The 14,532-nt window shown below is 59.3% G+C and carries 17 protein-coding genes; 16 read left to right on the top strand and 1 reads right to left on the bottom strand.

The features are described from left to right. Positions 1-57: 57 nt before the first annotated feature. On the bottom strand, positions 58-2,367 hold the full coding sequence (locus OK142_RS09295; protein WP_498682561.1) for a methyl-accepting chemotaxis protein: 2,310 nt from the start codon (positions 2,365-2,367) through the stop codon (positions 58-60). 248 nt (positions 2,368-2,615) lie between these two features. Between OK142_RS09295 and ruvC the strand changes: the two genes are divergently transcribed. The 16 genes from ruvC (at position 2,616) to ybgF (ending at position 14,526) form a co-directional block, all read left to right on the top strand. Then, a complete protein-coding gene (gene ruvC, locus OK142_RS09290; protein ID WP_082185353.1) occupies positions 2,616-3,128 on the top strand; it encodes a crossover junction endodeoxyribonuclease RuvC in 513 nt (170 codons plus the stop codon). A 31-nt stretch (positions 3,129-3,159) separates the two neighbouring features. Then, positions 3,160-3,777 (top strand): Holliday junction branch migration protein RuvA, encoded by a 618-nt coding sequence (gene ruvA / locus OK142_RS09285; protein ID WP_137039194.1) that lies wholly within the window; start codon positions 3,160-3,162, stop codon positions 3,775-3,777. A gap of 54 nt (positions 3,778-3,831) precedes the next feature. Then, a complete protein-coding gene (locus tag OK142_RS09280; RefSeq protein ID WP_003497583.1) occupies positions 3,832-4,110 on the top strand; it encodes an AbrB/MazE/SpoVT family DNA-binding domain-containing protein in 279 nt (92 codons plus the stop codon). Continuing rightward, complete coding sequence (locus OK142_RS09275; protein WP_313607557.1) at positions 4,107-4,514, top strand: type II toxin-antitoxin system VapC family toxin; 408 nt, start codon at positions 4,107-4,109, stop codon at positions 4,512-4,514. Before OK142_RS09280 ends, OK142_RS09275 begins: the two co-directional genes overlap by 4 nt. Continuing rightward, on the top strand, positions 4,511-5,551 hold the full coding sequence (ruvB, locus tag OK142_RS09270; RefSeq protein WP_082185354.1) for a Holliday junction branch migration DNA helicase RuvB: 1,041 nt from the start codon (positions 4,511-4,513) through the stop codon (positions 5,549-5,551). The genes OK142_RS09275 and ruvB overlap by 4 nt, the downstream gene beginning before the upstream one ends. Next, positions 5,552-6,463, top strand: coding sequence for a metallophosphoesterase (locus OK142_RS09265; RefSeq protein WP_313611061.1), 912 nt, complete (start codon positions 5,552-5,554; stop codon positions 6,461-6,463). 64 nt (positions 6,464-6,527) lie between these two features. Next, positions 6,528-7,109, top strand: a complete 582-nt coding sequence (locus OK142_RS09260) for a DinB family protein (protein ID WP_082185356.1) — start codon at positions 6,528-6,530, stop codon at positions 7,107-7,109. Then, a complete protein-coding gene (locus OK142_RS09255) occupies positions 7,106-7,633 on the top strand; it encodes an NUDIX hydrolase (RefSeq protein ID WP_035242886.1) in 528 nt (175 codons plus the stop codon). The genes OK142_RS09260 and OK142_RS09255 overlap by 4 nt, the downstream gene beginning before the upstream one ends. Then, the gene (locus OK142_RS09250) at positions 7,630-8,166 is read left to right on the top strand and encodes an NUDIX hydrolase (RefSeq protein ID WP_498682319.1); all 537 of its coding nucleotides are present in this window, start codon (positions 7,630-7,632) and stop codon (positions 8,164-8,166) included. The genes OK142_RS09255 and OK142_RS09250 overlap by 4 nt, the downstream gene beginning before the upstream one ends. Beyond that, positions 8,163-8,603 carry a tol-pal system-associated acyl-CoA thioesterase gene (gene ybgC / locus OK142_RS09245; RefSeq protein WP_082185358.1) on the top strand — a complete coding sequence of 147 codons (441 nt, stop codon included), beginning with the start codon at positions 8,163-8,165 and terminating at the stop codon, positions 8,601-8,603. Before OK142_RS09250 ends, ybgC begins: the two co-directional genes overlap by 4 nt. A 261-nt stretch (positions 8,604-8,864) precedes the next feature. After that, positions 8,865-9,584 (top strand): protein TolQ, encoded by a 720-nt coding sequence (gene tolQ / locus OK142_RS09240; RefSeq protein WP_003497570.1) that lies wholly within the window; start codon positions 8,865-8,867, stop codon positions 9,582-9,584. A 59-nt stretch (positions 9,585-9,643) separates the two neighbouring features. Then, on the top strand, positions 9,644-10,105 hold the full coding sequence (gene tolR / locus OK142_RS09235; protein ID WP_003506238.1) for a protein TolR: 462 nt from the start codon (positions 9,644-9,646) through the stop codon (positions 10,103-10,105). Positions 10,106-10,114: 9 nt separating this feature from the next. Next, a complete protein-coding gene (tolA, locus tag OK142_RS09230; protein WP_498682315.1) occupies positions 10,115-11,284 on the top strand; it encodes a cell envelope integrity protein TolA in 1,170 nt (389 codons plus the stop codon). Between the two features lie 20 nt (positions 11,285-11,304). Continuing rightward, complete coding sequence (gene tolB / locus OK142_RS09225) at positions 11,305-12,612, top strand: Tol-Pal system beta propeller repeat protein TolB (protein WP_035222753.1); 1,308 nt, start codon at positions 11,305-11,307, stop codon at positions 12,610-12,612. 208 nt (positions 12,613-12,820) lie between these two features. Further along, on the top strand, positions 12,821-13,354 hold the full coding sequence (pal, locus tag OK142_RS09220; RefSeq protein WP_003506243.1) for a peptidoglycan-associated lipoprotein Pal: 534 nt from the start codon (positions 12,821-12,823) through the stop codon (positions 13,352-13,354). A 158-nt stretch (positions 13,355-13,512) separates the two neighbouring features. Further along, the gene (gene ybgF / locus OK142_RS09215) at positions 13,513-14,526 is read left to right on the top strand and encodes a tol-pal system protein YbgF (protein ID WP_498682313.1); all 1,014 of its coding nucleotides are present in this window, start codon (positions 13,513-13,515) and stop codon (positions 14,524-14,526) included. Positions 14,527-14,532: the final 6 nt, after the last annotated feature.

The raw sequence follows: 14,532 nt of genomic DNA, 5'->3' as shown, positions 1-14,532 counted from the left end.
GAATTGATGCATGGTTCAAAAAAATTGGGGCCTCCGAAGAGGCCCCGTTTCACTTTCTCAGCCCGCCCGCCGGAATTGCCGGGTTTCACGGTACTCCCCCGCGCGCGCCTCAGGCGCCAGCACGAATTGTCCGAGCCTGCCATCCATTTCGCCCGCTTCGGAGGCGAGATTGTGGATGGCGGCCGTCGTTTCCTCCACCATGGCGGCGTTCTGCTGGGTCATGGTATCGAGGCTGGTGACGGTACTGTTGATTTCCGCAAGCGTGTGCGCCTCATCGCGGGTGGATTCCATGATCTCCTCGATGCGGGAGCTGATGGTCTGCACGTGCTTGCCGATGCCGGTCAGCGAAGTGCCCGCCTTTTCGACCAGCACCACGCCAGCGGAAACCTCGTCGGTCGAGCGCTTCAGCAGGCTGGTGATTTCTTTTGCGGCCGCGGCCGAGCGCTGCGCCAGTTCGCGCACCTCCTGCGCCACGACGGCAAAGCCCCTGCCGGCGTCGCCCGCACGGGCGGCCTCGACACCCGCATTCAAGGCAAGCAGGTTCGTTTGGAAGGCGATTTCGTCGATGACGCCGATGATCTGGTTGATCTGGCGCGACGAGGTCTGGATCGCCTCCATGGCGGCGATGGTCTGTTCCATCACGCGGCTCGAGGCCGTCGCCTCGGTGCTGGCGTCGTGGGCGATCCTTGTCGCCTGTTCGGCGCGGTCGATCTGGTCGCGGACTGCTTCGGTGATTGCCTTGATGGCGCTTGCCGTCTCGGTGATGGAGGCAGCCTGACGTTCCGTGCGTTCCGCCAGCTGGTCCGCTCCCACCCGCATTTCTTCCGAGCCACCGCGAACGGCGGCGGAATTGCCGCCGATTGCCTGCATCGTTTCGCTGAGCCGGGCGAGCGCCGTATTGAAATTATGGCGCAGGCTTTCGAGATCCTCCGGGAAGGCTGTGTCTATGCGATAGGCGAGATTGCCGTTCGCCAGCCGGTCCAGACCCTCATCCAGAGACCGCACGACCATTTGCAGCGTGCCGGCCTCGGCTTCGCGCTCCGCAAGATGCGCGCGTCGCGCCGTTTCGGCTTCCTCCCGCGTGCGCGATGCGGTCTCCTCCATCTCCCGCTGCAGGATGAGCTTTTCGCGGAAACTGCCGAGTGCCTGCGCCATGCGGCCAATCTCGTCGTTGCGGTTCTGATTGCCGATCTCGGCATCCAGCCTGCCAGCCGCCACTTCGCCGGTCAGCCCGGCAAGCTTTTCCAGCGGTGCGAACAGGCGCCGCGCGAAAAAGGCTGTCGCCGCGCACATGGCAGCCAGAACGCCAAGGCCGATCACGGCTAGCGTGCCGGCAATCGAGATGGAGCCCGCATTCAACTCGCTGCGCAACATGCTTTCGACGGCGAGATATTGTTCTCCGGCAAACGAGAAGGGGCGGGCATAGGCATTGGCCTCGCCATCCGGGCGGTCGATCTTGGCAATCGTCATGCCGGCCGCATTCGATGCCTGTCCATGGAAGCCGTAGATTGCCGGATCGAGGCTGATGAGCCTGTCGCCTTCCACGCCGATCACCTTGCCATCGGCAGAGATGATTGCGGATTGCTCTGAACTACCGGCGGCGACGCCTTTCGCGAGTATCTGGCTGAAGACCTCCTGCTTGACCCGGAAGAGGAGGATGCCCTTGAACGCGCCGAATTTGACAACCGGAATGCCATAATAAATGCCGGCCTCGTTCGTTGCTGCGTCGATCCGCAGACCGGAGAAACTCGTCTGCGCCACGTCGTTCACGGCTTTTTCGGCGTTGGCAGCTCCGCGGGTAAATGCAGCGCCAAGTCCACTTTCCGCCCAGGCGCCGCCCGTGACGGTTTCCCCGAAGGCCGGTCCTTTCAGATAGGAGTAATAGACCGTGCCGGCTGGATCGATAAAGAGAACATCGCTGAAGGGCGTTCCCTGCAGATAACCGCCGATATCCGTCTGGGTTTTCTCGTGGGTAGAATAATAAAAGCCGCTCGGATTTTCGGGCTTGATCAGCTTTTCCCTGTCGGTGAAGGGGTTCTCCTTGACGAAGACGCGCTGCAGCTCCGCCTTGGCGTCGCCGGAGCTCTTCTGGACGGTGCCCCAGCCGCTGCGCATGGAAACGACTGCCATTTGCAGGGATTCGATCTTGGCGATGGAATCCGCCTGTGTCTTCAGCTGTTCAAGACGTTCCTGAAGCATGTCTCCACGGAAGACGAGAATGCTCTCCATGGATTTCGACGCCTGCTCTTCGAGAACGCCGCTGCTGCTTTGATAGCCAAGAAGTGTCAGAGCCCCGGTCGAGATCGCCATCAGCGCAAGGAAAATCACCAGCACTTTGGTGGATATGGAATGAAAACGGTTCAGCATGGCCGTTGCAGCCCCCAATGCCGGATCAGTTCCCACGCCACGCATGAATGGCGCCACCGGATGGCTGATATGGCTTGAATATTATGCTGCGGATCATCATGCCCGCAGCTCCCCTTTTTTGATTTTGTGCGGGAACAATGCGGTACGCGGTTTAAGCAGAGGTAAATGCTGCACCGCAAATTTGATGAATGTTGTCGTTTTGTTCACTTATCGCTGGCAGGGTCGCAGCCGGAAAGATAAGGTAACTCATGCAAAAGACGATTCGAATCATCGGTATCGACCCCGGATTGCGGCGCACCGGTTGGGGTGTCATCGAAACCCTCGGCAACAACCTTCGATTTGTCGCCTCCGGCACGGTGACATCGGATGGCGATATGGATCTCGCCTCCCGCCTGTGCCAGCTGCATGACGGGCTGGCCGATATCGTGCACAGCCATCAGCCCGACGAGGCAGCGGTGGAGCAGACCTTTGTCAACAAGGACGCGGTCGCCACGCTGAAACTCGGCCAGGCCCGCGGCATCGCCATGCTGGTTCCGGCGCGGGCAGGATTGCCTGTTTTCGAATATGCGCCGAATGCGGTCAAGAAAGCCGTCATCGGCGTCGGGCACGGCGAAAAGCAGCAAATTCACATGATGCTGAAAATCCTGATGCCGAAGGCCGAATTCAAGGGTAACGATGCGGCGGACGCGCTCGCAATCGCCATCTGCCACGCCCATAATCGCGGTGGCGACAGAATGGCGCGGCTTTTGGCGGCTGGTTGAATATTTGAAGTCTCATTGAGCGGGCGGCATCATGATCGGAAAACTTAAAGGCAGCATCGAAGAAATCGGTGCGGATTACGTGCTGGTGGATGTGCACGGCGTTTGTTACGTCGCCTATTGCTCGGCGCGCACGCTTTCGAAAATCGGCTCCGCCGGAGAAGCGGTGGTGCTCTTCATCGAAACCTATGTGCGTGAGGACCAGCTTAAGCTCTTCGGCTTTTTGTCGGCGCTTGAGCGGGAATGGTTCAATCTGCTGCAGAGCGTGCAGGGTGTGGGTTCGAAAGTGGCGCTGGCAATGCTGTCAACCCTGTCGCCCTCCGAGCTCGCCAATGCGATAGCACTGCAGGACAAGGTATCGATCGCGCGTGCGCCGGGCGTGGGGCCGAAAGTGGCGGTGCGTATCGTCACCGAGCTTCGCAACAAGGCACCGGCCTTCGCCGGGGAGGCTTCCTCGTCAATCGGTCTCAAGCAGGAACTTGGCGAAGGCGTCGCTTCTGCGCCGGTGGCCGATGCCGTTTCCGCACTCACCAATCTCGGCTATTCACGCGACCAGGCCGCCAATGCGGTTGCCGCCGCGCTGAAGAATGGCGGGGAGGGTGGCGACAGCGCCAAGCTCATCCGTCTCGGCCTGAAGGAGCTTTCACGTTGATGCGCTTAATGCTAGATTCCTTACGATAGGTGAAAAGTAAGAAAGGACAGCAGCATGGGCTTTCAGGTGACAATCACCTCCAAAGGGCAAATGACAGTTCCTAAGAACGTGCGCGAACAATTGAAAATCAAGCCTGGCGACAAATGTTACGCCTGGGTTCGTAACGGGGAAATGATCGTTATCCCTCGCAATAAATCTCTTGCCGATCTGGCTGGAATTCTCGGTAAACCTCCGAATGGCAAAAAACTTACCGTCGAGCAGATGAATGATGCGATTGGTGAGGGAGCCGTTGCGCGATACAAGCGTTCCACGGGTAAGACGGAAGAGGAATGACCAGCCGTTTCGGAATAGACACGAATATTCTGCTGCGTATCGTGGTAGATGACGATGCTGAACAAAAAGAAACGGTGAAGCGTCTTCTTGCACGGCTTGAGGATGGTGAAACCCTGCTTGTAAACCTTGCTGTGATTTTGGAGACGGCGTGGGTTCTTGGTCAGTTTTACGGTTATCCCAAAAGCGCTGTTCTGGAGTTTTTCCAGCTTATGCTCGAGCGGCGGGAACTGGAAATTCCGGACTATGAGGCGATTGGCAATGCCATCGACATATGCCGGAATACAAATGCGGATTTTTCCGACGCGATTGTATCGGAAAGCAACAGGGTCAATGGCTGCGTGGCGACATATACGTTTGACAAAAAAGCTGCTCGCAAGCTGCCCGGAATGGAACTTCTGACATGAGCGATGCGGCAAGGCTGATCACCCCCGAAAAGCGCGGTGAAGATGTCGACACCACCATGCGTCCGCAGTCGCTGGACGATTTCACCGGCCAGGCGGAGGCGCGCGCCAATCTCAAGGTGTTTATCGAGGCGGCCAAGAACCGTGGCGAGGCGCTCGACCATGTGCTGTTCGTGGGGCCGCCCGGTCTCGGCAAGACCACGCTGGCCCAGATCATGGCAAAGGAGCTCGGCGTCAACTTCAAGTCCACCTCAGGACCGGTCATCGCCAAGGCGGGCGATCTCGCGGCACTCCTTACCAATCTCGAAGAGCGCGACGTCCTCTTCATCGATGAAATCCACCGTCTCAACCCGGCGGTGGAGGAAATTCTCTACCCGGCGATGGAGGATTTCCAGCTTGATCTCATCATCGGTGAGGGGCCGGCGGCCCGCTCGGTGAAGATCGATCTCTCCAAATTCACCCTCGTTGCTGCGACCACGCGTCTTGGCCTGTTGACGACGCCGCTGCGCGACCGTTTCGGAATTCCCGTCCGGCTGGCCTTCTACACTGTCGATGAGCTGGAGCTCATCGTCCGGCGCGGCGCGCGGCTGATGGGGCTCAACATGACCGACGAGGGCGCGCGCGAGGTGGCACGGCGCGCACGCGGCACGCCGCGTATCGCCGGACGGCTTTTGCGCCGTGTGCGCGATTTCGCCGAGGTGGCGCGGGCCGAAGCCGTCACGCGCGAGATCGCCGATGAGGCTTTGACGCGGCTGCTGGTCGACAAAATGGGTCTCGACCAGCTGGACATGCGCTATCTGACTATGATCGCGGTCAATTTCGGCGGTGGTCCGGTCGGGATAGAAACCATCGCCGCCGGCCTGTCGGAGCCGCGTGACGCGATTGAGGACATTATCGAACCCTATATGATCCAGCAGGGTTTCATCCAGCGCACGCCACGCGGCCGCATTCTGACCGGCACGGCCTGGAAGCACCTGGGCATGCAGCCGCCGAAGGATCTCGAGGCGGCGCAGTTCCGGCTGACGCTGGAGGAAGATTGATTGATTTCTCGCCGCGCCTTTCTGAAGGTCCTTGGGGGAGGGTTTGTTGGCGCCATGGCGCTCGGTTCTTATGCTTTCGGCTTTGAACCGCTTGTACGGCTTAACGTGACCCGTTATGCGCTGACGCCGCCCGGCTGGCCGCCGCGTCTCAAATTGCGGTTGGTGGTGCTTGCCGATATTCACGCCTGCGAGCCGTGGATGTCTGCCGCCCGGATTGCCACGATTTGCAATCATGCCAACAGTCTCGACGGCGACGTAATGCTGCTGCTCGGTGACTATGCCGCTGGTATGAATCTCGTGACGAGTTATGTCCATTCAAAAGATTGGTCGAAAGCTCTTGCGGTATTGAAAGCACCCCTCGGTGTTCACGCGATCATGGGTAATCATGACTGGTGGGAAGACCGGTCCGCACAGAAGGCCGGTGGCGGTGAAACGTTCGGTCACAAGGCGCTTGCCGATGTCGGCATTGCCGTCTACGCCAATCGTGTCTTGCGGCTGGAGAAGAATGGCCAAGGCTTCTGGATTGCCGGACTGGAGGACCAGCTTGCATTGTTGCCGGGGAAAAAATGGGATCGCCGAAGTATGCGCGGACTGGACGATCTCGACGGCACGCTCGCGCAGGTGACGGACGAAGCGCCAGTGATCCTTATTGCGCATGAACCGGATGTCTTTCCCAAGGTGCCTCCCCGCGTGGCCTTGACGTTGTCCGGGCATACCCATGGCGGACAAATACGGCTTTTTGGACGTTCGCCCGTGGTACCGTCGCGCTATGGCAATCGTTATGCCTACGGACATGTGGTAGAGGACGATCGCAACCTGATTATCTCGGGTGGCCTTGGTTGCTCCATTGCGCCCGTCCGCTTTGGCGTTCCGCCGGAAATCGTGGTCGTTGATCTTGGAGCATCGGCCTGAGGAAGACGGCGCGAAAGTTCACCGATTGAACGACGCCGGCCTTCGGCGTCTATGGAGGATCACGATGTCTTACGATCCGCTACGGGTCTTTCGCAAACTCGCACGCAACAACCGGCTCGCCAATTTCCGGCTGCATCATGCCTGTCTCCAGCTTTCGCAGGAGGAATTCGTCGCCTCTCGGGTCAGCTTTTTTCCCACCATTCGGGCGACGCTGAACCACATCTATACCGTCGATCGTTTTTATATCGATGCCGTCAAGGGCGGAACGCTCGGGCTTGCCGCCTTTGCGAAAGAGGAGCCTTTGGAGACCATGGCGGAGTTGCGGCGCGCCCAGGCGGAACTTGACGAGGTGCTGATCGCATTTGTCGACGGGCTAGAGGAAGACGGCCTTGCCGCAACCGTCAATATCCATCGCGGCACGCGCATCCAGCAGGATCGCTGCGACGATATTCTCACCCATCTCTTCCAGCACCAGACGCATCATCGCGGGCAGGCGCATGCCATGTTGTCCGGCGCCACGATCAAGCCGCCGCAACTGGATGAATTCATCGTGGGTGATGACGCAAATGCAAGAAAAGAAGAGATGGATGCGCTAGGGTGGACGGAAACCGATTTGATGTTTCCAGCCCGCAGGTCCAGACAATGACGCACGATAGCAAGACGCAGGACACCCGCATCCGCATGAAGTTCAAGCCGAAGCGCATTTTCCAGATGCGCGTTGCGGGGCTGGCGTTTCGTGATGGCCACGTGCTGGTGCACCGGGCATCGCATGAGAAATTCTGGACATTTCCTGGTGGTCGCGCCGAAATGGGCGAACGCTCCGAAGAAACGCTGGCCCGCGAGATGGTGGAAGAGCTTGGCGTTGAGGCCAGGGTCGGGCGGCTTTTATGGGCGGTCGAGAATTTTTTCCATTACGAGGGCAAGGACTGGCACGAACTCGGTTTCTATTACCTGATGGATTTGCCGGAGACATTCGCCTTTCATCCGACGGACATCATCCACCGCGTTCAGGATGGTGACAACGAACTGGAGTTCCGCTGGGTCGCCGCGACCCGGCAGGCATTGACGGAACTCGATATTCCGCCCTATTTCATCGCCGACGAAATAGAGCACCTGCCGCAGACCACAAGACATCTCGTCTGGTATGATGGCGACCTGGACGATAAATGACTTCTGCCCCTGACCGTCACATGATCCGGCTTGACCGGAAACCGCAGCTTTTCAGCATGCGTGTGGCCGCGCTGATTTTTCAGAACGATCATGTTCTCGTCCAGCGCGGCACGCAGGACATCTATTGGGCCTTGCCGGGTGGACGAGCGGAAATCGGCGAAAGCTCGCAGCAAACCATCATCCGCGAGATCGGCGAGGAGCTTGACCGGGATTGCACCGTCGAGCGTCTTCTCTGGTCGGCCGAGAATTTTTTCGCCTATGACGGATATGCCGCCCATGAGCTGGCGTTTTATTATCTGGTTTCGCTTCGCCAGCCTTTCCCCTTCCATGAAAGCGATATCGTGCATCGGGTGCTGGATGGCGTCGAGGTGGAGTTCCGCTGGCTGCCTGCGCAACCCTCCGCCCTGCTGGAGCATGATCTAAGGCCCCGTTTCATTGCGGAGCGCGTAGCGACGCTGCCTCAGCGCCACGAGCATCTTATCGTCCGTGAAGGTCGTTCAGGTGCGGCCGAACTTTCCAAGGAGACAGTATGAGCGAGCTTTTGGTTTCGCTTTCAGGCGAACTCATCGAACATGGGCACCGCCTGACGCAACGCGTGTATTATGAGGACACGGATTTTTCCGGCCTGGTTTATCACGCAAGGTATCTGCATTTTCTTGAGCGCGGGCGCACCGATTACCTGCGTTGCCTCGGCTGCGAACAAAGCGCGCTTCTGACCGCCGACGAGGAGGGTCTTGTCTTCGTCGTTCATCGCATGGAGATCGATTTCAAGACCCCGGCGCGGATGGATGATGTGTTGACGATCACCACCGTGACCGAAAAGGCCGGCGGTGCGAAAATGGTGCTTAATCAGGAAATCCGGCGCGGTGAAACGCTGCTGGTTGCCGCCAAGGTCATCATCGCCGTCATCAATGCCAGTGGCCGGCCAAGGCGCCTTCCGGAGACGGTTGCGGAAAAATTCCTGAAGTAATTGACGGCCCGGTCCAGTAAATCCGTCAAGCGTGGCGCGGTTGTAACACTCCTTTAACCATAATGGTGTCTTACTTTAGCAACTGGCATTTGTGCGGCGCACGCCTTCCTTTCACCAAATTTATTGGCAAGTAAGGCTTACTGGCAAGTATCGGGGTATGGCAAAGGGGTTATCGGCTGTTGCCGCATGACTTCGAGCGTTAACACGCGTTTGAATCGCCCGGTCCCGTACCGGGCGTTTGGATTCGGGGATTGGATATTTATGGAACAGGCAGGTTTGGCAGCGGCGACGCACGATGTAAGTCTCTGGGCACTGTTTATGCAGGCGGGCCTCATCGTGAAGCTCGTGATGATCGGACTTATCGCCGCCTCGGTCTGGACGTGGGCGATCGTCTTTGACAAATATGTGAGCTTCGGCAAGGCAAAGCGCCAGTTCGACCAGTTCGAACAGGTCTTCTGGTCGGGCCAGTCGCTCGAGGAGCTTTATCGCACGCTGGCGGAACGCCAGAATGGCGGTCTGGCAGCAATTTTCGTTTCCGCCATGCGGGAATGGAAGAAATCTTTCGAACGCGGCGCGCGTTCGCCCATCGGTCTGCAGATGCGTATCGACCGGGCGATGGATGTGACGATCGCGCGTGAAGGCGAACAATACGAGGCTCGTCTCGGATCGCTCGCCACCATCGGTTCGGCCGGTCCCTTTATCGGTCTTTTCGGTACGGTTGTCGGTATCATGACCTCGTTCCAGGCGATTGCCGGTTCGAAGTCCACCAACCTCGCGGTCGTGGCTCCGGGTATCGCCGAAGCGCTTCTGGCAACGGCTATCGGCCTTGTTGCGGCTATTCCGGCGGTTATTGCCTACAACAAGTTCACGGCCGACGCGCACAAGCTTTCCGCTCGTATGGAAGGTTTCGCCGACGAGTTCTCCGCGATCCTGTCGCGCCAGATCGATGAAAAACTTCAGACACGGCAGGCCGCCCAGTAAGCGGCCCCAAATTACATGCCGTGCAGTAATTTGCCGCAAGGCAAAATGGAGTAAATGATATGGGTATGTCAGCAGGTGGCAGCGGCGGTGGTTCCGGTGGACGCCGGGGTGGGCGCGGCGGACGGCGCAAAGGCGGTGCGATCAGCGAGATCAACGTGACGCCGCTGGTCGACGTCATGCTCGTGCTGCTCATCATCTTCATGGTGGCAGCTCCTATGATGACGGTCGGCGTGCCGATCGATCTGCCGCAGACATCCGCCAATGCTCTGAATTCGGACACGCAGCCGATCACGATCTCCGTCAATGCCAATGGCCAGATCCATTTGCAGGAAACGGAAATCCAGGCGGCTGAGGTTGCCGACAAGCTGCAGGCAATTGCCACGACTGGTTATAACGAACGTATCTTCGTGCGCGCGGATTCCGTTGCCGCATACGGCGTCGTTGCTGATGTGATGGCGCGTATCCAGGCGGCGGGCTTCAAGAATATCGGCCTTGTGACCCAGCAGAAACAGGACAATTGACGTAGAACGATGAAGGGCAGCATCACCACATCCGCGATCGTGCATGCGTCGCTTCTGGCTTTCGCCCTCGTTTCCCTGGGCTCGCCGGAACCGCTCGACGTGTCGCAGGCCGAGGCCTTGCCGGTGGAACTGGTGCCCATTGAGGAACTGAGCCAGATTCAGCAGGGCGATAAGAACGCTCCGAAAGCGGAGAAGTCGGCACCTGTTCCGACCACGCGTCCGGATATCGTCGAGAACGCCCAGAATGTCGGCAACAACACGGCCGATCTTGACGCGCCGCCGACGCCGACCACCAAGCCCAACGACAATATCAGCGCCGCCGCCCCGCCAAAGCAGGAAAAGCCGCAACCGGTCGTCGACACCAAGGCGAACGAGGTGAAGGAAATCGTCAAGGAAGAGACCTCGGCTCCCAAACCGCAGGAAATGGCTGCCTTGCCGCAAACCAAGCCTGAAATTGCGCCGCAGCCGAAGACGGAGCCGCCGCCGCAGGAAACCAAGGCGGAAGAACCGCCGCCGGCCGCGCAGGAGCCGGCCGAAATCCCCGTGCCGCAGAACGTGCCGCGCCCGAACTCCCGCCCCGAACCGCCGAAGCCGGAAGAGCCGAAGCAGGCTGAAACCAAGCCTGCCGAGCAGAAGCCCGCTGAAAAACCGGCGGAGACCAAGCCCGATCAGGCAAAGTCCACCGACAAGCCTTCCGACAAGAAGCCGGGCGAGAAGAAGCAGGAGACGGCGAAATCCGCTTCGTCCAAGGAAAGCGATTTCAACGCCGACGATGTTGCCGCCCTGTTGAACAAGCAGGCGCCCTCCGGTGGCGGCGCGAAGCGGTCGACGCAAACCGCTTCGCTTGGCGGCAAGAAAACGACGGGCGGTTCGACGCTCAGCCAGACGGAAATGGATGCGCTGCGTGGCGCGATCCAGAAGAACTGGCAGATCATTCCCGGCATGGCGGATGCCTCGGGCGTTCGCGTTCGGGTCACCATGAAGCTCGACCGTGATGGAACCATCATCGGCCGTCCCGAGATCGAGGCAACGGGTGGTTCCGAAGGAACGCGCCGTGCTCTTTCCGGCGGAGCCTATCGCGCCATCATGCGTTCTGCTCCGTTCACCAACCTTCCTGCCGACAAATATGACGCATGGAACGAAGTCGTTGTGAACTTCGATCCCAGTGAATTGCTATGAATGCTGAAAGGCCTGGCAACATGAAAATATTTTCGCCGATCCGGCTGGTGCTCGCTGTCGCGGCCCTCATGTCGGTTTTCTCCGCACCGGCTTTTGCGCGGGTGGAAATCAACATCAACAAGGGTAACGTCGAGCCCTTGCCCATCGCCATCACCGACTTCATGTCGGGTGACGGCATCGGTGCACAGGTCTCGGCCGTCATCGCCGCCGATCTGCAGCGCTCCGGTCTTTTCGCGCCGGTCAACAAGAGCGCCTTCATCGAAAAGATTACCAGCCCGGATCAGCAGCCGCGTTTTGAAGACTGGAAGGTCATCAACGCCCAGGCGCTTGTGACCGGCCGCGTGACACGCGAAAGCGATGGCCGCCTGCGCGCCGAGTTCCGCCTGTGGGATACTTTCGCAGGCCAGCAGATGACCGGCCAGCAGTTCTTCACCCAGCCGGAAAACTGGCGTCGTGTCGCCCATATCATCGCGGATGCCATCTATGAGCGCATCACCGGTGAAAAGGGTTACTTCGACACACGCGTTGTCTTCGTCTCCGAAAGCGGCCCGAAGACGGCCCGCAAGCGCCAGCTGTCGATCATGGATCAGGACGGTTTCAACGTCCGTAACCTCACCAATTCCAATGACATCGTCCTGACGCCGCGTTTCTCGCCGAACCGTCAGGAAGTGACCTATATGTCCTTCGAGGGACAGCAGCCGCGCGTTTACCTGCTGCAGCTGGAAACCGGCCAGCGCGAAGTGGTCGGCAACTTCCCCGGCATGACCTTCTCGCCGCGCTTCTCGCCGGATGGCCAGAAGGTGATCATGAGCCTCCAGCAGGACGGCAACGCCAATATCTACACCATGGATCTGCGCTCGCGCACCACGACGCGGCTGACGAACACGTCCGCGATTGATACGGCGCCATCATTCTCCCCGGATGGACAGCGTGTCGCCTTTGAAAGCGACCGCGGCGGCCGTCAGCAGATCTACGTAATGAATGCCGATGGCTCCGGCCAGCAGCGCCTTTCCTTCGGTGACGGCTCCTATTCCACGCCGGTATGGTCGCCGCGCGGCGATCTGATCGCCTTCACCAAGCAGTCGGGCGGCAAGTTCTCGATCGGCGTGATGAAGACCGACGGTTCGGGCGAGCGCATTCTGACCAGCGGCTTCCACAATGAAGGTCCGACCTGGGCGCCGAATGGCCGGGTGCTGATGTTTTTCCGTCAGAACGCCGGTGCCGGCGGTCCGCAGCTCTATTCGATCGACCTGACGGGCTATAACGAACAGCTCATCAAGACGCCGACCTTTGCTTCGGACCCGGCATGGTCGCCGCTTCTGGACTGATATGACTGTCATGACGGCGCCGGAATATCCGGCGCCGTCATGTTTTATGCATGCCATGCGGGAATGCGCCTCTTTCTTGCCGCAAACTGTTGTGAGGGAGCAAAAAAGTGGGACATTTCCTTTCTGTTAACCATAAGCGTTTGCCGGCTATTAACCGCGATCAGTTAGTGTCTGGCAACGTTATTGAAATTCCAAGGAGAGACCGGCGATGAGCCGTACACACATTTCGGCACTCAGCCCGATGCAGAAACTGGCCCGTAACCCGGCTGTCATCGCCATGACGCTCGCGCTTGCTCTCGCAGGCTGCGCGAACAAGAAGAACATGCCGAACAGCGCCGGTGAACTCGGCCTTGGTGGCGCGGGTTCCGCAACGCCGGGCTCCCAGCAGGACTTCACGGTCAATGTCGGCGACCGCATCTTCTTCGACACGGACTCGACCTCGATCCGCGCCGATGCACAGCAGACCCTGCAGCGCCAGGCACAGTGGCTCGCCCGTTACCCGAACTACGCCATCACGGTCGAAGGCCATGCCGACGAACGCGGTACGCGCGAATACAACCTTGCACTCGGCGCCCGTCGTGCTGCTGCAACCCGCGACTTCCTGGCTTCCCAGGGCGTTCCGGCCAACCGCATGAAGACGATCTCCTACGGCAAGGAAAAGCCGGTCGCTGTTTGCGACGACATCTCCTGCTGGTCGCAGAACCGCCGCGCCGTGACAGTTCTCGGTGGCGCGGGCATGTGATTGCCTGACGTTATTGTGATATCGAATGGGAGGCGGTCTTCGGGCCGCCTTTCGTTTTTTTCATAGTTTGGCCGAAGTTAAGTTGCTTTTTTGGTTGATATGGAAAAAATCCGGCTTGCGCCATTCCGGTGCAAATCAGTTAAGGCAGGACGAATGAGATGAAGAAACTTGTCGTGGCGGGAATGCTGGGGCTTGCAGCCTGCACCGGCCTGAGCGGCACAGCCGTTTCGGGTCCGCTGTTCGGTGCGGGGGGTAGCTTCGGCACGATCAACTCTCAGCAGCCCCCGGTCGTCCGGGTTCAGGCCAATGAAGCCTACAGGGTTCAGCAGCTTGAAGAACAGATCCGGCAGCTCAACGGCCGTATCGAGGAAATGAGCTTCCAGCTTCTGCAGATGCAGGAAACGATCCGCAAGGCGCAGGAAGACAATGAATTCCGCTTCCAGGAACTGGAAAGCGGCAATGCCGGCGGCAAGGCCGCAAGTCCCGCAACGCCGAAAAAGAAGGCGGAGGCCAGTCCGGTAAGTCCGGCCACACCACCGACCGACGATGTTGCAACGATCATCGAAACGCCACCCGAGGGTGGCGCTTCCGTTTCGCCGTCTGCCCCGTCAAATGCGCCGAGCAGCGCGCCGGGAGAGACGACGCTTGGCTCCATCGAGCTTGATTCCAAGGGAATGCCGATTGGCGGTACGCTCAATCAGGGCGCCAACAACTCGTCAGGCAGTCTTCCCGGTGTGACCACCGGCAATAGCCCGCGCAAGACCGATCCGGTCAATACGGCGGCGCTGACCAGCGAGAGCGATATCTATCAGGCTGCTTACGGCCATGTTCTTTCCGGCGACTACAAGCTGGCGGAGCAGGGGTTCCAGCAATATCTCCAGGGTTATCCCAAAGGCACGAAGGCTGCGGATGCCAGCTTCTGGCTGGGCGAGGCGCTATATTCGCAGGGCAAGTTCAACGAGGCTGCAAAAACCTTCCTGAACGGTCATCAGACCTACGGCAAATCTCCCAAGGCGCCGGAAATGTTGATGAAGCTCGGCATGTCGCTCGCCGCTCTGGACAATACCGAGACCGCCTGCGCAACGCTGCGCGAGGTGCCGAAGCGTTATCCCAGTGCTTCGAAGACCGTGCTGAACAAGGTTGCCAGCGAACAGAAGCGGCTGAGCTGCTGATTTTTC

Source organism: Agrobacterium sp. BT-220-3 (genome assembly GCF_025910175.1).
Classification (GTDB): Bacteria; Pseudomonadota; Alphaproteobacteria; order Rhizobiales; family Rhizobiaceae; genus Agrobacterium; species Agrobacterium oryzihabitans.
Note: the sequence above shows the minus strand (reverse complement) of the source record. Positions and strands in the feature narration are given on the sequence as shown.

Coding starts and splice junctions, on each gene's coding strand:
- tolR (WP_003506238.1), top strand. CDS start 9,644: ATGGGTATGTCAGCAGGTGGCAGCGGCGGTGGTTCCGGTGGACGCCGG.
- OK142_RS09250 (WP_498682319.1), top strand. CDS start 7,630: ATGACTTCTGCCCCTGACCGTCACATGATCCGGCTTGACCGGAAACCG.
- OK142_RS09280 (WP_003497583.1), top strand. CDS start 3,832: ATGGGCTTTCAGGTGACAATCACCTCCAAAGGGCAAATGACAGTTCCT.
- tolB (WP_035222753.1), top strand. CDS start 11,305: ATGAAAATATTTTCGCCGATCCGGCTGGTGCTCGCTGTCGCGGCCCTC.
- ruvC (WP_082185353.1), top strand. CDS start 2,616: ATGCAAAAGACGATTCGAATCATCGGTATCGACCCCGGATTGCGGCGC.
- OK142_RS09260 (WP_082185356.1), top strand. CDS start 6,528: ATGTCTTACGATCCGCTACGGGTCTTTCGCAAACTCGCACGCAACAAC.
- ruvB (WP_082185354.1), top strand. CDS start 4,511: ATGAGCGATGCGGCAAGGCTGATCACCCCCGAAAAGCGCGGTGAAGAT.
- tolQ (WP_003497570.1), top strand. CDS start 8,865: ATGGAACAGGCAGGTTTGGCAGCGGCGACGCACGATGTAAGTCTCTGG.
- ybgF (WP_498682313.1), top strand. CDS start 13,513: ATGAAGAAACTTGTCGTGGCGGGAATGCTGGGGCTTGCAGCCTGCACC.
- ybgC (WP_082185358.1), top strand. CDS start 8,163: ATGAGCGAGCTTTTGGTTTCGCTTTCAGGCGAACTCATCGAACATGGG.
- ruvA (WP_137039194.1), top strand. CDS start 3,160: ATGATCGGAAAACTTAAAGGCAGCATCGAAGAAATCGGTGCGGATTAC.
- OK142_RS09255 (WP_035242886.1), top strand. CDS start 7,106: ATGACGCACGATAGCAAGACGCAGGACACCCGCATCCGCATGAAGTTC.
- pal (WP_003506243.1), top strand. CDS start 12,821: ATGAGCCGTACACACATTTCGGCACTCAGCCCGATGCAGAAACTGGCC.
- tolA (WP_498682315.1), top strand. CDS start 10,115: ATGAAGGGCAGCATCACCACATCCGCGATCGTGCATGCGTCGCTTCTG.
- OK142_RS09275 (WP_313607557.1), top strand. CDS start 4,107: ATGACCAGCCGTTTCGGAATAGACACGAATATTCTGCTGCGTATCGTG.
- OK142_RS09295 (WP_498682561.1), bottom strand. CDS start 2,367: ATGCTGAACCGTTTTCATTCCATATCCACCAAAGTGCTGGTGATTTTC.